The organism is Solwaraspora sp. WMMA2059 (genome assembly GCF_027497315.1).
Lineage (GTDB): Bacteria > Actinomycetota > Actinomycetes > Mycobacteriales > Micromonosporaceae > Micromonospora_E.
The window spans coordinates 562,427-581,962 of record NZ_CP114908.1; the positions used below are offsets into that span (position 1 = coordinate 562,427).

The window sequence follows — 19,536 nt, forward strand, 5'->3', positions numbered from 1 at the left end:
AGGTCAGGCGGTGGCGGTACGGGTGGGTCGCTTTCGTAGCTCGGCGACGTAGTCGTCCGGCGCGCCGGCCTTCTCGGCGGCGTTGGCGATCTCCGACAGGTACCAGGCGGTGGGCAGCCCGCCTTCGTACCCGTCGAAGACGTAGACCCAGGCGGTGGCCGCGCCGTCCAGGGTGACCGCCCGGACGGTCAGCCGCCGGTAGGTGCCGGACAACGCGCCCTCGACCTCGTCGAGCTGCGCGGCGTCCCACGGGTGCACGTCGTAGAGTGCGACGAAGACCCGGTCGCCGGGCGACTCCACGATGGTGGTGACCGCTCCCTCCCAGCCGATCACCCCCTCACCGGCGAAGGTGAGCCGCCAGCCTTCCAGCCAGCCGGTGCCCACCATCGGCGAATGCGGACAGTAAGCACGCATTCGAGCAGGGTCGAGGTTTGAGCCATACGCGGCGTAGTGACGCACGGCGATGACGATAGCCCGGCGGAGGGGTGGGGGAGAATACGAGTGAGCGTGTCGCGTGTCGGGCAACCGGTCGGCGGCTGCAGTCAGCCGGGTGGTTTGCCAGCATAAGTTCGAGTTTGGGGAGAGAGTCGTTTTGAAGCGGATAGTGATAATCGGCGGTGGCCCGGCCGGCTACGAGGCGGCGTTGGTCGCGGCGCAGCTGCGGGCCGACGTCACGGTGGTCGAGGCGGACGGGGCCGGCGGCGCCTGCGTGCTGTCCGACTGCGTCCCGTCCAAGACCTTCATCGCCAGCTCAGAGGTGGTCACCGGGTACCGGGACACCGAGGAGTTCGGCATCGACTCCGACGGGCTGGAGGCGGTCACCGTCGACGCGACCGCCGTGCACGCCCGAGTCAAGCGGCTCGCGCTGGCCCAGTCGGCCGACGTGCACAGCAAACTCGTCAAGGCCGGTGTGACATTCGTCGCCGGCACCGCCAGGCTCGGTGAGGACACGCTCGGTCACACCCACCGGGTACTCGTCAGCCCCGACAACGGTGACGCTGAGTACCCGATCGAGGCGTCGACCGTACTGGTCGCCACCGGCGCCACGCCCCGGCAGCTGCCCACCGCCGTGCCCGACGGCGAACGCATCCTGACCTGGCGGCAGGTGTACGACCTGCCGGCGCTGCCGGAGCACCTGGTGGTGGTCGGCTCCGGCGTGACCGGTGCCGAATTCGCCAGCGCGTACCTGGCGATGGGGGTGCCGGTGACCCTCGTCTCCAGCCGGGACCGGGTGATGCCGCACGAGGACGCCGACGCGGCGATGGCGATCGAGCAGGTGTTCCGGACCCGGGGCATGACGATTCTGAACAACTCGCGCGCCGACGCGGTCACCCGGGTCGGAGACGGGGTCGAGGTACGGCTCAGCGACGGCCGTACGGTGACCGCCTCGCACGCGCTGATCGCGGTCGGCTCGGTGCCGAACACGGCGGACCTGGGGCTCGCCGAGTACGGGGTGACGGTCGCGGACAGCGGGCATGTGCCGGTGGACCGGGTGTCGCGTACCAACGTGCCGGGCATCTACGCCGCCGGCGACTGCACCGGGGTACTGCCGCTGGCCAGCGTCGCGGCGATGCAGGGCCGGATCGCGATGTGGCACGCGCTGGGCGAGGCGGTGGTGCCGCTGCGGCTGCGTACCGTCGCGGCGAACGTCTTCACCGATCCGGAGTTGGCCACCGTCGGAGTGTCCCAGGACGAGGTGGACGACGGGCGGGTGCAGGCCCGGCAGGTGATGCTGCCGCTGGCCGGCAACGCCCGGGCGAAGATGGCCGACCTGCGGGACGGCTTTGTCAAGCTGTTCTGCCGCCCGGCCAGCGGGCAGATCATCGGCGGGGTGGTGGTGGCCCCCAAGGCCAGCGAGCTGATCATGCCGATCACCGTCGCGGTGGAGAACCATATGACGGTGAGCCAGTTGGCGCACACAATCACAATTTATCCTTCGTTGTCCGGATCAGTCGCCGAAGCCGCACGTCAGCTCATGTGGCATGACGAAGAGTGATTGACTAGGAACTTTCGGGGGCGGCGCGGATCGGCCAGGAAGGCGTACGGTTGACACGGCAACATCTGCTACCCCCGGATCCCCCGTTCCCGGTGGTCGCGGACGACGCCCGGGCTGCCGGCAGGTCCCGTGCCGGCAGCCCGCCTCCGCCTCGCGGTGCTGGTCGAACTGGCGAGGGCGAGCCCCCGTCGCGTGGCGATACGCCGGGGGGCCGATGTGCAGGCCGACCCCTGCCGAGCAGCATAGCCGTGGTGGCCGGTCCGGCGTACCGTCGCGATGAGGGCGCTGGCCGGTGCAGTGGCCAGCCGTCAACATCCGTGTGGGAGGGACTCTGTGCGCGTCGTCGACCCGCGTCTACCCGCGACACTGCGGGCGCTACGGGAGCAGGCAGGCCTGTCACTACGTGACCTCGCCCGGATCGTCTACTCCAGCCGGTCACATTTGCACGACATCGAGCAGAGCCGCCGAAAGCCACCGCCCGAGCTGCTTGCGCGTCTCGACGACGCGCTCAAGGCCGGAGGGCGGCTCACCGCGATGATCCACACACCGGCCACGGTGCTCGACGGCGACCAGGTCGCCCGGCTGCACCACGCGAGCCGCACCAACCAGATCAGCGCAGGCGGAATTGCGGCACTCGCCGATCTGCTCGCGGCCCAGCGGCGACTGGACGACGCGGTCGGCTCGGGCTCGGTGCTCCCGGCGGCCGCGATGCAGCTCGACGTCATCACGGGCCTCGTCCGCGACGCCGCCGACGCGAACCGGCGCGCCCTGGTCGACGTCGCGGGGCAGTGGGCGCAGTTCGTTGGCTGGTTGTACGCAGCAGTGGGCGACGCCGCCGGAGCTGAGCGGACGTGGGCTGCCGGGCTCGCGTGGACCGCCGAGACCGGAGACACCGACCTCGCCGCCACGATCCTGAGCTTCCGTGGCTACGCCGCCGAGCATCAGGGCCAGGTTGGCGCGATGATCTCGCTGTCGCAGGCCGCGCAGCGCCAGCCGGGTGTCCACCCTGGCCAGCTGGCGTGCAGTGCCGGTCAGGAGGCGCGCGGTATGGCCTCCTGCGGGCATCGGCCCAGCGCAGTGCTCGGCGTCCTGGACCGGTCCGCCGAGCACGCTACCCGGCAGTTCGAGCGTCCGGTGCCGCCCTGGAACTACTTTCATACCGGCGCGTTCTTCCTGGTACAGAAGGGCGTCGTCCTCCTGCACCTCGCCGACGCCGGCCATCCGGGCTACGCCGAGAAGGCCGTCGAACTGCTTGCCACCGGCCTCGCGCCGGACCGGCGGCGGCCCGGTTGGTCCGGCGCACACCTGTGTGACCTCGGCGATGCCCACGCACACATCGGCGACCGTCGAGCGGCGGAGCAGGCGTACACCGAGGCTGCCTCGGTAGCGGCCACCACAGGGGACGACCGCCTCGCCGCCAGGGCGTCCGCAGGTGTCCGCGCTCTGTCCGCACCGTCCGCGTAACGGTGCGATCGGTAGACCGCCACGCGTCGTGGCCGGCACTCTACGTGCGGGTCGTGTAGCTGCGCTGGAGCGCCGCAGGGCGTGCGGCCCGTACGGCCCGGTCCTGCTCGGTACCCCGCGAATGCCCTCGCGTGGGATCCGCGGGGCCGGGCCCCAGATCGGCGGCGGTCTGGCCGGGTTCCCCCGTGCCGACCGGGCCGACCGGCGGGGCGGCAACGGCGGCCGGTACTACCTGTCGTGACCGGCGGGGTGGGGCGGTGACCGCGATGGACGACGGGCCGGTCACCGACCGGGACCTCGACGAAGCGGCGGCCGGCGCGGTGCAAGCGCATGACGCTGGCCGCCGCCGAGTACCGCCGCATCCGACGGTCGATCTGAGCCGCAGCGCACGATCTGATCGACTGCGACGGGGCTGCCGGACCTTTCGGTGCCGCCAGACCCATGGTGTTTTTATGCCTGATGCCACAGGTGCATCAAGATGCACCTGTGGCATCAGGCTCGGTCGGACAACTCGACCCAGCGAGGTGACGCTGCGTAGTTCGTCGCCCCCTGGAGAGGTCGGAAACTGTACAGAATTCGCGCCAGTTCTGCTAGGCTGACGACATGGCGATCATGCCGTTCACTGATGCCCGCAACAGGCTGTCGGAGCTGATCGAGGAAGTCGAACGTACCCACGAGCGCATCGAGATTACGCGCCATGGACGCCCGGTCGCGGTTCTCATCTCTCCGGACGATCTCGCCGCGCTGGAGGAGACTCTGGACGTACTTTCCAGCCCGGAGGCCATGCGCCAGCTCGCCGAGTCCCGGGCGGCCATCGCGGCCGGTGACGTACTGGATGCCAGCCAGGTGGCCGCGCTGATGGCCAGCCGGGCTCCGTCATCTCGTGACCAGTGAGTCAGCCCTCGGACCAGCGGCCCTATCAGATCCGTATCGCCGGACCGGCGGCCCGTGCCCTTGCCGGGCGGCTGCCGGAGAAGGTCGCGACAGCCGTCTACGAGTTCGTCACCACTGTGTTGATCAACAACCCACACCGGCTCGGTGAACCGCTGATGCTCCCGCCCTACGAAGGGACCTGGTCGGCCCGACGCGGCGCCTACCGGGTCCTCTACGAGATCGATGATGAGCGGTACGTGGTCACGGTCACCGCCGTCGAGCATCGTGGCGATGCCTACCGGTCGCGCTGACCGGCGCGACGGACACGTCCGGTCGCGTTACTCGTACGCAACGAGCAACGCGTACCGTGCGGGAACCGTGAAGATGCAGGCGGCCGCGCTCCGTGGTGTGATGCAGGCAGGTGTGATAACCATCGGGGACAGGGAGCAGACCGCAGTCGTCGGATGAAGGGCGGGGCTGGCCGATGGCCGATCTGTTCGAGGACTACCACCTCGGCCCCGGCTGGGACGAGATGTTCGGCGAGCCGGGCATGCCGCGACAGACCTACGAGGCCCTGCACGCCACTCTGCAGCCCCTGTCCAGCGCCGAGCTGGAGGTACGCGCCGACGTCCTCGCCCGGGCCTTTCTCGACCAGGGCATCACCTTCGCGCTCAGCGGGTACGCGCGTTGGAGGCGTTCCTCGCCGACATCCACGGTCCGGCCCGGGTGCTTGCCGACGGCGTGGTACCCCGCCGGCTGGTGGTGACCAGCGCCCACTTCCACCGCGAGGCGGCCGGCATCATGCCGCACAACGGGGTGCGCATCCATGTCGCCGGAGTCGACCTGATCCGCGACGAGCAGGGCACCTTCCGGGTCTTGGAGGACAACGTACGGGTGCCGTCCGGGGTCAGTTACGTGATGGAGAACCGGCGGGCGATGGCCAACGTACTGCCGGAGGTCTTCGCCTCGACCCGGATCCAGCCGGTGGAGTCCTATCCGGCGCAACTGCTGCGGGCGCTGCGGGCCGCCGCGCCGGCGGGCGTCGTCGACCCGACGGTGGTGGTGCTCACCCCCGGGGTGCACAACTCGGCCTACTTCGAGCACGCGCTGCTGGCCCGGGAGATGGGCGTCGAGCTGGTCGAAGGGCGCGACCTGGTCTGCGTCGGCAACGAGGTGGCGATGCGCACCACCGGCGGTAAGCAGCGGGTCGATGTGATCTACCGGCGGATCGACGACGACTTCCTCGACCCGGTGCACTTCCGGGCCGACTCGGTGCTCGGCGTCGCCGGGCTGCTCAACGCGGCCCGTGCCGGCCGGGTCACCATCGCCAACGCGGTCGGCAACGGTGTCGCCGACGACAAGCTGCTCTACACGTACGTGCCGGAGCTGATCCGCTACTACCTGGCCGAGGAACCGATCCTGCCGAACGTCGAGACGTACCGCCTCGACGACGGCCCGGACGTGCTCGACCACGTCCTCGACCGGCTCGATCAGCTGGTGCTCAAGCCGGTCGACGGCTCCGGCGGCGCCGGCATCGTGATCGGTTCCCAGGCCAGTGACGAGCAGCTGGCTCAGGTCCGGGAGCGGATCCTGATCGACCCCCGTGGCTGGATCGCCCAGCGCGAGGTGGCCCTGTCGATGGTGCCGACGCTGATCGGCAACCGGCTGCGGGCCCGGCACGTCGACCTGCGCCCGTTCGCGGTCAACGACGGCGACCGGGTCTGGGTACTGCCCGGCGGCCTGACCCGGGTGGCGTGGTGGTCAACTCCAGCCAGGGCGGTGGATCCAAGGACACCTCACGCACCCTCGACGTACACCTGCACCGGATCATCTCTGATCCGGGGGTGGCCGAGGAGACCGCCTGCCGGTCGCTGCTCGGCGTGATGGGCGTCGACGTCGACGACCAGCCGGTGTCATCGGCGCGGCTCGTCGGGCTGCTCGGCCTCGACGGACGCAGCGCCAGTTCGGTCGTCGGGTCACTGGCCGCCGCCCGGGAGAACGTCCGTGGCGCCCTTGAGACGATCTCGTCGGAGATGTGGGAGTGCTCTCCACGGTGGAGACCCTGCCTCCGGGGGACCTGCTCGACGGGCAGAGCCACGCCTGGGTGGAGTGGTGGGCCGGCCGGTGGACGGCGTTCGACCCGACCAACGGGATCCCGGTCGGCGAACGGCACGTGGCGGTCGGCCGGGGCCGGGAGTACGGCGACGTGCCACCACTCAAAGGGGTGTACGCCGGCCCGGCGAACACCGGCCAGGGCGTCGAGGTGGCGATCACCCGGCTGCGCTGAACCGCGACCTCGCGCACCGACCGACTGGACTTCGCGCACCGACCGGGCTTCGCTCACCAGCTGCCGGCCACCGGCAAGCCTTCGGTGTAGCCGGCGGTGCTCTGCAACCCGACGACCGCCCGGTCGTGGAACTCGGCCAGGGTCGCGGCCCCGACGTAGGTGCAGGCACTGCGTACCCCGGCGACGATCTCGTCGATCAGGTCCTCGACGCCGGGTCGGGCCGGGTCGAGGAACATCCGCGCCGACGAGATCCCTTCTTCGAAGACCGCCTTGCGGGCCCGCTCGAACGGGCTGTCGTCGGCGGTGCGGGCGCTGACCGCCCGGGCGGACGCCATGCCGAAGCTTTCCTTGTAGCGTCGGCCGTCCGGGTCGGTGTAGATGTCGCCGGGCGACTCGTAGGTGCCGGCGAACCAGGACCCGATCATCACGTTGGCCGCTCCGGCGGCTAGGGCGAGCGCCACGTCGCGGGGGTGGCGCACCCCGCCGTCGGCCCAGACGTGCCGCCCGCGTCGGCGGGCCGCCGACGCGCATTCCAGCACGGCGGAAAATTGCGGACGGCCGACCCCGGTCATCATCCGGGTGGTGCACATCGCGCCCGGCCCGACACCGACCTTGACGATGTCGGCACCGGCGTCGATCAGGTCGTCGACCCCGGTGGCGGTGACCACGTTGCCGGCCACCACCGGCACTGTCGGGTCCAGTTTGCGCACCGCGCGGACCGCGGCCAGCATCCGTTCCTGATGGCCGTGCGCGGTGTCCACCACGATGGTGTCCACCCCGGCGGAGAGCAGCGCGGTGGCCTTGCCGGTGACGTCGCCGTTGATGCCCACGGCGGCGGCCACCCGCAACCGGCCGGCGGCGTCGACTGCCGGCCGGTACAGGGTGGCGCGCAGCGCGCCGGCCCGGGTCAGCACCCCGACCAGCCGGCCGGCGTCGTCGACCACCGGCGCGGCCCGCCGTCGGCCCTGCGCCATCAGGTCGAATCCGGTACGCGGGTCGGTGGTCTCCGGCACGGTCAGCGGCTCGCGGGACATCACGTCCCGCAGTTGGGCGAAGCGGTCGACGCCGGCGCAGTCGGACTCGGTGACGATGCCGACCGGACGCCCGGCCTCGACCACGATCACCGCGCCGTGGGACCGCTTGGGCAGCAGATGGATCGCGTCGCCGACGGTGTCGGTGGGAGCCAGGGTCAACGCCGTGTCGTGCACCAGGTGCCGCCGCTTGACCCAGGCGACCACCTCGGCGATCACCTCGATCGGGATGTCCTGCGGGATCACCGCCAGGCCGCCCCGCCGGGCGACGGTCTCGGCCATCCGCCGGCCGGCCACCGCGGTCATGTTGGCGGCGACGATCGGGACGGTGGTGCCGGTGCCGTCCGTGGTGGCCAGATCGACATCGAGGCGGGACGCCACGTCGGAACGGTTGGGCACCAGGAAGACGTCGTTGTAGGTGAGCTCGTGCCCGCCGGGCACGTCGGAAGTGAACCGCACCCGGCCATCATGCCCTCCCGGGCATCCCGGCGCGGCGGTTCCGGAGCCGATCGCGAGCGCAGCAGGTCCAGGTCATGCCCTGGCGATCAAGAGCCGGAGACGTTTCCTCAGAACTTCTGAAAGCGAACCCCCAGGCGATCCTCAGCATTCCCTCAAGTTCCGGCATCGTCCTCCAAAGATGATTCCTGACGGTCGACCGCTGTGCGACCGAATGTATCGAGGTGGGAAGAGGTAGCCGCTGATGTCTGCGAGTCGTGCTGTTCACCGTCGGCGTCGCTTGAGGACAGCGGGGACGTTCGTTCGGTGGCGGCGGTGGGCCGGTGGGGTCGCTGTGGTGGTCGCGGCGCTGGTGGGGTTGTCGTCGTCGGTGCCGCCGGGTGCGGTGCCGGCGGACGGTGAGTTCCCGGTGGGGTGGTTGTCGTCGTGGTTCACCGGTCGGTCGGGGTGGTTGCCGTGGGGTGGGCCGGCGGTGGAGTTGCCGGCGGCGCGGGTCGGTGACGGTGCGGGTGCGGGTGGGTACGTGGGGTCGGCGGCGACGCGGGCGTCGGGTGGGGCGGGTTCGGCGCAGCGGTTGGTGAACGGTCTGTCGGGGTACGCCGGGGAGCCGGTGGTGGGCGAGTCGGTGACGCCGGTGACGGTGGGCCGGTTCGATCCGGAGACGAGTGTGCGGGACGCGGTGGCATCGGGGCCGAAAGCCGATGTGTACACCAACACGGATGGTTCGACGACGGCGGAGTTGAGTACGGGGCAGGTCAACTACGAGGCGGCGGATGGTTCGTGGCGGCCGGTGGACTCGACTCTGGTGCGTCGGGGTGACCGGTGGGTGGTGCGGGAGAACTCGCTGGGGGTGTCGCTGGCGGGCGCTGCTGCCGGTGAGTCGTTGGTGGAGTTGTCGCTGCCCGATGATGGGTCGGTGGGCTGGGGTCTGGCTGGTGCGGCGGCGGTGGTGCCGGCGGTCGACGGCAGGACGGCCACGTACCCGGAGGTGTTCGCGGACACCGACCTGGAGGTGGTGGCGCGGCCGGACGGGGTGCAGCAGGGGCTGGTGCTGGCGTCGCGCGAGGCCGGGTCGGAGTGGGTGTTTCCGCTGACGCTGGACGGGGTGTCGGTCCGGGCCGGTGAGGGTGGGTCGGTCGAAGTGGTCGACGGCGCCGGTTCGGTGGTGGGGTCGATCCCGCCAGCGGTCATGCAGGATTCGTCGGTCGACCCGGAGACGGGGTTGCCGGCGCGGTCGGCGGCGGTCGCGATGGAGCTGATCGAGGTCGACGGTGCCCCGGCTCTGAAGCTGGTGGCCGACCGGGAGTGGTTGACGGATCCGGCGCGGGTGTTCCCGGCGCGGGCGGACGTGGGCGCGCTGATCTCGACGAGTGGGGACGTGTTCGTCGACACCGATCCGGACACCGGCCCGGCCGTGCAAAACGGTGACCGTCTCGCGATCGGCAACCGGGACGGCGTCCTGTCCCGGACGTTTCTCAAGTTCACCATCCCAGCGGAGTTTGCGAAGGCGGGCTGGTTCATCTCCTCGGCGAACCTGCGGCTGTACCTGAACTACCGGGCGAGGTGTGACGTCCAGCGGGTCAAGGTCGGGCTGGTCGAGGAGGAGTGGACGGTCGGGGATCTGCGGACCGCCGCCCATCCGGGCCCGAAGATCGATCTGGGACCGAACCACTACAGGTACTACACCGACAACGGGCGGGCGTGTGAGAACCCGAACGCGAATCCGTCCGTCGGCCAGTGGGTCGAGGTCGATGTCCGGGACCTGATCTCGGGCTGGGCGATCGGTCAGCCGAATCTTGGTCTGGCGCTGTTGGACGAGGAGGACTTGTCTGCGGCGGCGGCGGCCCTGTTCGCCTCGGCGAACTATGCCGGCGGTGACTACGCGCCGCGGTTGCAGCTGACCTTGTCGAACAATCTGCCGCCGCAGGTGGACCAGCGGGCACCGGCCCACGGTGCGGTGGTGTCGACGTTGACACCCCGGTTGTATGTGCGGGGTCGCGATTTCGACGAGTCCGGCACCGTGCGCTACAAGGTCTGGATCTACGACAACGCCGGGACCCTCATCCACGTCAACGAGGGCACCAAGTCGTACTACGACGTCCCGGTCGGGTTGTTGGAGACGAACAAGCAGTACTCGTGGGCGGTGCAGCCGTTCGACGGGGCTGTCTACGGCGCCCGGTATCCGAAGTACGTGTTCTACACGCGGATGCCGCAGCCGGCGTTGGGATCCCGGCTGGTGCAGAACCCGGGGGTGGGTTACCACCCGGAGATCGGCAACTACACGTCGGCGGTGACGGACGCGCAGGTGACGGGGGTGGGGCCGGCGCTGGAGATCACCCGGTCGTACAACACTCTGGACACCCGGCGGTCGGGGGCGTTCGGGCAGGGCTGGTCGAGTCTGTTGGACGCGCGGGTGACCGAGCGGACCAACTCGGCGGGTGCGGTGCTGGGTGTGGTGGTGCGGTATCCGGACGGGTCGGAGGCGGTGTTCGGGCCGGGGTCGGACGGGTCGTTCGTGGCGCCGCCGGGGCGGTACGAGGTGTTGACCGCGGTGAAGTCCGGTTCGTCGGTGACCGGGTACCGGTTGACCGTCAAGCACGGGACGACGTACGTGTTCTTGCGCGCGGCCGGGGGTGGCGCGTTCAAGGTCACGTCGGTGACGGACGCCAACGACCAGACCTTGACGTTGACGTACAACGGCAGTGGGCTGGTGTCGAAGTTGACCAGCGCGTCGGGGCGGTCGTTGACGCTGACCTGGGCGGGCACCACCAGCCCGTCGGTCGGGTCGCATGTGACGAAGGTGACGACGGACGCGCCGACCGCCGGTGGCGGTGGGTACGTGTGGCAGTACACGTACGGCAGCTATGACCGCCTGACGAAGGTGTGTCCGCCGACGGCGTCGTGTACCACGTACACCTGGGATAACAGCGCCAACCAGGGGGCGAACGCGGTGCTGAATCATGCGCCGTCGTCGTTCTGGCGGTTGAACGAACCTTCCGGATCGACCCTGGCGGCCAGCAGCGTGCTGGACAACGGCGGCACCGACGTGGCGTTCTACGAGGGTACGACGCCGGGCCCGACACCGGGGGTGTGGCCGGGATCGACGTCGACGTCGACCGCCTTCAACGGCACGTCGTCGCGGGTGCGGCTGCCCAGCGGGCTGGTCAACGACAGCGCGTACCAGTCGGTCAGTCTGTGGTTCCGGACGGGGACGGCGTCCCGGGCGGGGGTGTTGTTCTCGTACCAGCATGATCCGATTTCGGACGGGACGACGTCGAGGAACTACACGCCGTCGATCTATGTCGGGTCGAGTGGGAAGTTGCACGCGAAGTTCTATGACGGCAACTCGACGACGATGCAGTCGTCCGGTCGGGTGGACGACGGGCAGTGGCATCACGTCGTGCTGGCCGGGGCCGGCTCGAGTCAGTCGCTGTATGTGGACGGGATCCGGCACGCGGGCCGCACCGGCCTGATCGAGATGTTCGACGTGGGTGGGTCGGCGCATGAGTACGTGGGTGCGGGGTTCGTCGGGGGGAACTGGCCGGACCAGCCGCATCATGGTTCGCCGAATTACCACGGGCATGCGAACTTCTTCGACGGGCATATCGCCGATGTGGCGTTCTTCGACCGGACGCTGACCTCGGCCGAGGTCACTGAGATCAACGCGACGGCGCGGGGTCAGAGCCGGCAGTTGTCGAAGGTGACCAGCCAGGAAGGTCGGGTACTGGCGTCGCTGTCGATGGATTCGGTGACCGGGAAGCTGGCATCGGTGACCGACAGCAACGGTGGGACCTGGGCGTTGGGGACGCCGCGGGTGGCGGGGACGAGCGGGGTGTACGCGGCGGCGGTGCTGGGGTCCGCGCCGACGGACTACTGGCGGTTGCGGGACGCGGCCGGTGTTCAAGCGGTCAACGAGACCTGGCAGACCACAGCGACGTTCAGTTCGGTGACGTTGGGAGCGGCGGGTCCGTTCGCGGACGGCACGGCGGTGTCGTTCGACGGGTCATCGTCGCTGGTGTCGGTGCCGGGGGAGCGGCTGGCGCCGGCCGGGACGCGGTCCCAGGAGCTGTGGTTCAGGACCACTGGTACCGGCGATGTGCTGGCGGGGGCGCAGGACGCGGCGGTGGACGGGACGCTGTCGGTGGGGTCGCCGGTGTTGTGGATCGACTCCGACGGCCGGTTGCGGGGGTTGTCGGCGTCGGTGGATCCGACCGGGCCGTTGACGTCGGGGCTCGCCGGCAAGTGCGCCGAGTTGGCGGCCGACGGCACGAAGGTGCAACTGAGCACCTGCGACGGTGCGAACGCGCAGAGCTGGCGCTACGTCGGCAGCAGTCGGCAGCTGCGTCGGGGTGACAAGTGTCTGGGCCTGGCAGGTCAGGCGACCGGCAACGGCACCCCGGTCCAGGCGCAGACCTGTTCGAGCAGCGCGAACCAGAAGTGGGGAACGTCCGGGAACGGTTGGCGCAACTCGGGGGCGGGCCGGTGCCTGGAGGTGCCCGGCTCGTCGGCCACGGACGGTACCCAGTTGGCGATCCGCAACTGCAACGACCAGGCCAATCAGTGGTGGGCGTTGGCGTTGGTGTCGGCGGCGCCGGTCAACGACGGCAAGTGGCACCACGCGGTGCTGACCAAGACCGCCGCCGACGATGACACCGTCCAGGCGTTGTACCTGGACGGTGTGCGGGTGCAGTCCAGCACCGGCTCTCTGGCCGGCGGGGTCGAGAGGCTCAGCCACGGGTATCTGGGTGCGGGGTACACGGGCAACGGTTGGTCGGGGCTGCCCTCGGACTCGACGGCGTACTACGAGGGTTCGTTGGCGGAGGTCGCGCTCTACGACCGGACGTTGAGCGCGGACGAGGTGGCGTCGCACTACCAGTCGGTGGGTCGGGCGGTGCCGTTGGTGGTGACCGCGGCTGGTGACGGAGCTGCCGAAGCCCGGTTGTCGGAGACGGCGGCGGGTGGGTTGCCGGTTGAGGTGTTGCCGCCGGGTGCGGTGCAGGTCGACGAGGCGGCGGAGCACGTGCAGACGACGACGGTCTCGAACCCGGTGAAGATCGTGTCGGTGACCGACCCGGGCGGCAACGAGGTGTCGTACTCGTACGACCTGGTGTCGGGGCGGAAGGTGTCGCAGATCGACGCGTTGGGTCAGACGACGTTGTACGGCTATGACACGGGTGGGTTCACGAGTCTGGTGTACGACCCGAACGGGATCGTCACCCGGTCGGTGCAGGACGAGCGCGGCAACACCATCCAGGAGGTGACCTGCCAGGACCAGGCCGCCGACAAGTGCTCCAGCAGCTACTACACCTACACCTTGTACAGCAGCGACCCGACGCACCCGAAGAGCGACCGGCTGACCCACGTGCGGGGGCCGGGCTCGCAGAGCGCCCAGGACGATACCTACCTGACGACGTACATATATGACAACTCCGGCAACCTGCGCAGTGTGACGGACCCGCTCGGCCGGGAGACGGAGATCGAATACACCGACGGAACGGATGTGCCTGCGGTCGACGGCGGGTACGCCCCGGCCGGTCTGCCGTGGAATGTGTTGGATCCGTCGAAGGGGTGGATGGCAGTCACGTACACCTCGGCGGGTGACGTGGCGACGGTGTCGGACGCGGCGGGGGCGGAGACGACGTTCACGTACGACCGGTTGGGTCGGACGTTGACGGAGACGGTGGTGACGTCGTCGTACCCGCAGGGGCGGACGACGTCGTACACGTACGACTCGGTGGGTCGGGTGGTCACGCGGACGGGTCCGGCGGTGACGGACCGGGTGTCGGGTGCGGTGCATCGGGCGGTGACGCGTTACTCGTACAGCGTGGACGGGTTCCTGGTGGAGGAGCAGGTCAGCGACGCGTCGGGTGGGGATGTGGCCCGGGTCAGTACCTGGTCGTACGACGGGCATGGTCGTCGGTCGGCGTCGGTGGACGCCGAGGGCGCGGTGACCGGCTACGGCTATGACGTGTACGGGCACCTGGTGGAGCAGACCGATCCTGACGGGGTGGTGAACGCCTACGAGGTGGACGTCAACGGCAATGTGCTGTCGCGGACGGTGAAGGGGTTCACCGGGGATCCGAACGATCCGACTCCTCCGGTGGATCTGGTGGTGGAGTCGAACGTGTACGACCCGGCGGGTCGGTTGGCGTCGAACACCGACGCGATGGGCTACGTCACGAGTTACACGTACACCGACGACGGGCGGACCGCGTCGGTGACCCGCACCGACGGTGACAGTTCGTTCCTGCTGGAGGGCAACGGTTACGACGCGGCGGGGAACCTGGTCGAGCAGGTCACCGGCAACGGTGCGACGGTGACGGCGTACGCCTACGACGCTGCGGGTCGGCAGGTGCGGAGTGTGCTGGATCCGGGCGGCCTGGAGCGGGTGACCGAGGTGGCGTTGTCGCCGGCCGACCGGGTGTTGTCGCGGGTGGATCGGGACGCTGCGGGGGAGGCGTTGTCGGTCGTCGATTATGCGTATGACGTGGTGGGCCGGCCGGTGTCGCAGACGGGCTACCTGTCGGCGGACCGGATGGTGACGCCGGTGGCGCGGTGGCGGTTGGACGAGGCGGGTGGGACGACGGCGGTCGACTCGGCGGGGAACAGTCCGGGTACGGCCACGGACGTGGTCTGGGCGTCGGATGCCGAGCGGGGTCGGGTCGCGTCGTTCGATGGTTCGTCGTCGTTGATCACGACCGATGCGCCGGTGGTGGACACCACCCGGCCGTACACGGTCGCCGTCTGGGTGCGATTGGACGACCTGCGAGCGCCCGGCTCGGTGCTGGCGATGCCCGGCCGCGCCCGGACGAGCGTGTCCGGGTGGGGCGCACCGGCGTTCGCGCTCAACTACGACCACACCGACGACGCATGGCGGGCGCTGACGAACGAGCAACTCGTGTTCAAAGGCGGCGGCGTACTACAACGCCGCCGCACCTTCGGGCAGGGCTCGACACAGGCGGGCAAGTGGCAGCACCTGGCGGTGGGCGTGGACCCGCAGGCCGGCCGGTGGATTGTGTTCCTCGACGGCGAGAAGGTCGACGACTTCACCGGCAGCAGCTTCCACAGCGTGGCGGCTGGCGGGGTGCGGATCGGCTCGGGCCTCGAGGGGGCGATCTCTGATCTGCAGGTGTATCAGGGGGTGCCGGACGACGCCGGCTGGGTTGCCGGGGTGATGGCGGGCACGGTGCCGGTGGCGGACGCGGGGGTGTCGCGGACCAGTTATGTGGTTGATGAGGCGGGTCTGGCGACGTCGGTGGTGGATCCGTTGGGTCAGGCGACGTTCGTGGAGTACGACGAGGCGGACCGTCCGGTGGTGACGACGGGTCCGCAGGTGCAGGCGGAGTCGGGTGAGTTGGACGGTCCGGTGGTGACGGCCCGGCCGGTGGAGCGGGTTGGTTACAACACGTTCGGTGAGGTGGTTGCGGAGTCGGATCCGAACGGTGCGGTGACGACGTTCGGGGTGGATCGGGTGGGTCGGCCGGTGGAGGTCCGGTTGCCGGCGTACACGCCGCCGGATGGGTCGTCGTCGGTGACGCCGGTGGCGTCGGCGGTGTACGACAGCCTGGGTCAGGTGGTGTCGCAGACGGATCCGCTGGGCCGGGTCACGGAGTTCGACTATGACCAGTTGGGTCGGGTGGTGACCCAGGTGGCGCCGGACGACGGCACGACGACGGCGCGCTACGACCTGATGGGCAATCTGCTAGCGACGACGGATCCGACGGGTGCGGTGGCCGGTAGTGGTTACGACTTCCTGGGTCGGGTCACGAGTGTGAGTGAGGCGGTGCGGCAGACCGGTCAGGTGCACACCAGCACGGTGGGCTATGACGCGGCGGGTCGGTTGTCGTCGGTGCGGTCGCCGGCGGGGGTGACGGTCGGGTACGGGTACAACGCGGCCGGTGAGGTGACGGGTGTGGTCGACGGCGCGGGGCAGACCCGCGGTGTCGTCTACGACGGGCTGGGTCGGCCGGTGAAGGAAATCAATCCGGACGGTACGTACACGACGACGGGTTACGACATGTTGTCGCGGCCGGTGTCGGCGGCGGCGCACCGGGCGTCCGGTGGGGCGGCGTTGGCGACGGCGGCCTGGTCGTATGACCTGGCGGGGAATGTGGTGTCGGCGACGGACGCGCGGGGCACCGTGACCCGGTTCGGCTACGACGCGACGGGCCTGCTGCGGACGCAGCGGGAGCCGGTGGACGGTGACACGGTCATCGAGTCGTCGTTCGGCTACGACCTGGCGGGGAATCCGACCCGGTTCACCGATGGGGAGGGGCGGGCGTTCCGGTCGACGTACAACGTGTGGGGGTTGCCGCAGTCGCGGATCGAGCCGGCGACGGCGGCGTACCCAAGTGCGGCGGACCGGACGTTCACGACGGTGTACGACGTGGCCGGACAGCCGGTGTCGCAGCGGGCGCCGGGTGGGGTGGTGCGGACCCTGGTCTACGACGACGCCGGCCGGCTGGTCCGCCAGTCCGGCTCCGGTGCGGAGGCCACGACGAAGGACCGGACGTACGGCTACGACGCCGCGGGTCGGCTGGTGGAGTTCTCCGCGCCGGGGGGAACCAATCAGGTCGTGTACGACGACCGGGGGTTGCCGTTGTCGGTGACGGGTCCGTCGGGGGACGCGGCGTTCACCTATACGGGGGACGGGTTGATGGAGTCGCGCGACGACGCGGCGGGGTCGACGCAGTACGGGTATGACGGTGCGGGCCGCCTTGTGTCGGTGAATAACGCCGACATGGGCACCGCCATCGGCTACACGTACGACCAGATGTCGGCGGTGTCGTCGATGACGTTCGGGACGTCGGGGAACCGGCGGGTGTTCGCCTACGACGATCTGCACCGGTTGACCAGCGACCGGCTGGTGTCGTCGGGTGGGTCGACGATCGCGTCGATCACGTACGGCTGGGACGCCAACGGTAACGAGACCAGCAGGACCGTCACCCGTGGCTCGTCCACGACGGTCAACACCTACACCTACGACCTGGCGGACCGGTTGACGTCGTGGGATGACGGGAACACGACCGTCGGCTACCGCTACGACAGGGCGGGGAACCGGACCGGGGTCGGTGATGTCGACTACGTGTACGACGCCCGTAACCGGCTGATCTCGGACAGTACCGGTGTCGGCTACCAGTACACGGCGCGGGGCACCCGCAGCGCGGCCGGTGCGGCGACGACGGTGTCGGACGCGTTCGACCAGGCGGTCGAGCACACCCCGGCGGGTGGTAACGCGCGGGTGTTCGACTACGACGGGTTGGGTCGGGCGTTTCGGGACGGCTGGGAGTACACCGGTCTCGGTAACCACCTCGCCCGGGACAGTTCCAACGCGTTCTTCACCCGGGACCCGGGTGGTGGTGTGGTCGGGGCGCGGCACAACACCACGCGCCGGTTGGTGTGGACGGATCTGCACGGTGACGTGGTCGCCCAGATGAACCCGGCCGGGGCGACGGTGACCGGCAGCCGTACGTACTCACCGTTGGGTGAGGTGACCGCGGACAGTGGCATGCTCGGTGACCTCGGCTACCAGTCGGAGTGGACCGACGTGCGTAGCGGGCAGGTCAACATGCATGCCCGCTGGTACGACCCGGTGACGGCACAGTTCGGTGCCCGGGACAGCCTGACCGTCGGTCCGGTGCCGGACTCGGTCCGGGCCAACCGGTACCAGTACGGCGACGGGAACCCGTTGACGGTGGTCGACCCCACCGGCCACGTCGGAGAACCGTACGCGAGGTCGTGGGACGACTTCACCGACTGGGTCGGCGACCGGTACGAAGACATCGAGGACGCCTACCACGGCGCCGTAGACTGGTTCGGCGACCGGTTCGGAGACTTCACCGACTGGGTCGGCGACGGCCTGGGGGCGGCCACCAGGTGGACGCAGGAGCAGCTCGTCGAGGCGGGCAACGTCATCAGGCAGACGGTGGAGCAGAACTATCAGGATCTGATCAAGGCCGGTGAGGCGCTGATAGCCGCCGCCGAACAGGTGGGCCAGTGGGCCCGTACGGCCAGGGACTGGATCGTCGAACACAAGGCCGAGATCGTCGGCGCGATCGTCGGCATGGTCGTCGAGGCCGGCTGCCTGGTCGCGATCGGCTGGACCGGTGTCGGCGTGGTCGCCTGCGGCATGGTCGGCGGTATCACCGGTGCCCTGGTCACCGGCGGGATGCAGGGCAAGACCGGCATGGATCTGCTGCAGGACGCGGTGATCGGCGGTCTTGCCGGTGGTCTCGGTGCCGCCCTGCCGATGATGGGCCCGGTCGCCGGCAAGGCGTTGAGCAAGGCCGCGTCCAGCGGCATCAAGAAGGTCGCCGGCACGAGCCTCGGCAAGGCCGGCGCACGGGTCGGCGCGAAGGCCGTCGCCGGGGCCCGGTCGTTCAGCCGGGCGGTCACCCGCAAAGCCGACGACGCGTCCCGGGCGGTGTCCCGCGGCTCCAGCCGGTCCACCCGGGAAGCCGCCGAACACACCGACGCCGCCGCCCGCGCCGGCGGCAGCCGGGCCGACGGGGCGGCCAGCTGTGTGCGGCACAGTTTCGCGCCGGACACCCGGGTACGGATGGCCGACGGCACCACCAAGCCGATCGGCGAGGTCGAGCTCGGTGACGAGGTGCTGGCCACCGACCCGGCCACCGGGCAGAGCACGGCCCGGCCGGTGCGGCTGCTGCACCGTCACGCCGACCGGGAGTTGACCGATGTCACGGTCACCGACACCACGACCGGCGAGAGCACGGTCGTCGAGACGACCGCGCAGCATCCGTTCTGGAACGCCACCACCGACCGGTGGACCGACGCCGCCGACCTGCGCCCCGGTGACCGGTTGCGCAGCCCGGACGGCGAATCCACCCAGCGGGTCACCGCGGTCCGGGTCTGGACCGGCCTGAAATGGATGAACGACCTCACCGTCGACGGCGACCACACCTACTACGTGGTGGCAGCCGATCGGCCCGTGCTGGTGCACAACTGCGGCGGTTACACCGACCTGTACCACGGGACCAGCCGGCAGGCGGCGGACAACATCCGGAACAACGGCGTGGACCCGAACTTCTCCACCCGCTCAAGAATGGACTTCGGCAAGGGCTTCTACACCACCCGTTCCCAGCAGCAGGCACAGAATTGGGCCAGCAATCCCCGATTCGGAGGCGACGGAGCAGTTCTCCACTTCAAGGTGCCCAACGCGAAACTCAACGCCATGCCCACGAAGACGTTCACCAGGAACAGCCCGGACCTGACCGACATCGTACGGCAGTACCGCACCGGTGCCGGAGGAAACCTGTCGAATAACTACAATGTGGTCGAGGGGCCCATGCTCATGAACGTCGACGGTTTCCTGAGGTCGGGGGCTCCGCCCCGCTGGTCCGGCAACCAGGTCGTCTTCTACGGCAGGGACGCCGGCCAGGTACTCGCCGACGCTTTGCAGCCATAGAAGA

10 protein-coding genes and 1 pseudogene are annotated in these 19,536 nt (G+C 69.8%); 9 read left to right on the forward strand and 2 right to left on the reverse strand.

Features of this window, described 5'->3' with window-relative positions:
* Positions 1 to 3: 3 nt before the first annotated feature.
* Positions 4 to 459, reverse strand: coding sequence for a gamma-glutamylcyclotransferase family protein (locus O7553_RS02645; protein WP_281553304.1), 456 nt, complete (start codon positions 457 to 459; stop codon positions 4 to 6).
* Between the two features lie 133 nt (positions 460 to 592).
* On the opposite strand from O7553_RS02645, the gene O7553_RS02650 reads away from it, so the two are divergent.
* The 8 genes and pseudogenes from O7553_RS02650 (at position 593) to O7553_RS02685 (ending at position 6,620) form a co-directional block, all read left to right on the forward strand.
* Positions 593 to 1,996, forward strand: coding sequence for an NAD(P)H-quinone dehydrogenase (locus O7553_RS02650; RefSeq protein ID WP_281553305.1), 1,404 nt, complete (start codon positions 593 to 595; stop codon positions 1,994 to 1,996).
* A 333-nt stretch (positions 1,997 to 2,329) separates the two neighbouring features.
* Positions 2,330 to 3,460 carry a helix-turn-helix transcriptional regulator gene (locus O7553_RS02655; RefSeq protein WP_281553306.1) on the forward strand — a complete coding sequence of 377 codons (1,131 nt, stop codon included), beginning with the start codon at positions 2,330 to 2,332 and terminating at the stop codon, positions 3,458 to 3,460.
* Between the two features lie 603 nt (positions 3,461 to 4,063).
* The gene (locus tag O7553_RS02660) at positions 4,064 to 4,354 is read left to right on the forward strand and encodes a type II toxin-antitoxin system Phd/YefM family antitoxin (RefSeq protein ID WP_281553307.1); all 291 of its coding nucleotides are present in this window, start codon (positions 4,064 to 4,066) and stop codon (positions 4,352 to 4,354) included.
* Entirely contained in the window at positions 4,351 to 4,644 is a 294-nt protein-coding gene (locus O7553_RS02665; protein WP_281553308.1) for a type II toxin-antitoxin system RelE/ParE family toxin, read from the forward strand. The genes O7553_RS02660 and O7553_RS02665 overlap by 4 nt, the downstream gene beginning before the upstream one ends.
* A gap of 173 nt (positions 4,645 to 4,817) precedes the next feature.
* Positions 4,818 to 5,099: a hypothetical protein gene (locus O7553_RS02670; RefSeq protein ID WP_281553309.1), complete on the forward strand. Its 282-nt coding sequence runs from the start codon at positions 4,818 to 4,820 to the stop codon at positions 5,097 to 5,099.
* The gene (locus O7553_RS02675) at positions 5,060 to 6,217 is read left to right on the forward strand and encodes a circularly permuted type 2 ATP-grasp protein (RefSeq protein WP_281553310.1); all 1,158 of its coding nucleotides are present in this window, start codon (positions 5,060 to 5,062) and stop codon (positions 6,215 to 6,217) included. Before O7553_RS02670 ends, O7553_RS02675 begins: the two co-directional genes overlap by 40 nt.
* Positions 6,178 to 6,321 (forward strand): annotated as a pseudogene (locus O7553_RS02680) (alpha-E domain-containing protein); the annotation flags it as partial. The gene O7553_RS02675 and the pseudogene O7553_RS02680, both read left to right, overlap by 40 nt.
* Before the next feature lie 53 nt (positions 6,322 to 6,374).
* Positions 6,375 to 6,620: a transglutaminase family protein gene (locus tag O7553_RS02685; protein WP_281553311.1), complete on the forward strand. Its 246-nt coding sequence runs from the start codon at positions 6,375 to 6,377 to the stop codon at positions 6,618 to 6,620.
* 53 nt (positions 6,621 to 6,673) lie between these two features.
* Here O7553_RS02685 and O7553_RS02690 read toward each other — a convergent pair whose 3' ends face one another.
* Positions 6,674 to 8,110 (reverse strand): GuaB1 family IMP dehydrogenase-related protein, encoded by a 1,437-nt coding sequence (locus O7553_RS02690; RefSeq protein WP_281553312.1) that lies wholly within the window; start codon positions 8,108 to 8,110, stop codon positions 6,674 to 6,676.
* Positions 8,111 to 8,441: 331 nt separating this feature from the next.
* Here O7553_RS02690 and O7553_RS02695 point away from each other — a divergent pair, with 331 nt between their 5' ends.
* Positions 8,442 to 19,532, forward strand: a complete 11,091-nt coding sequence (locus O7553_RS02695) for a LamG-like jellyroll fold domain-containing protein (protein WP_281553313.1) — start codon at positions 8,442 to 8,444, stop codon at positions 19,530 to 19,532.
* Positions 19,533 to 19,536 lie beyond the last annotated feature (4 nt).

What these genes read in the sequence shown, in the direction of transcription:
- O7553_RS02660 (WP_281553307.1), top strand. Translation starts at nt 4,064, where the DNA reads ATGGCGATCATGCCGTTCACTGATGCCCGCAACAGGCTGTCGGAGCTG.
- O7553_RS02670 (WP_281553309.1), top strand. Translation starts at nt 4,818, where the DNA reads ATGGCCGATCTGTTCGAGGACTACCACCTCGGCCCCGGCTGGGACGAG.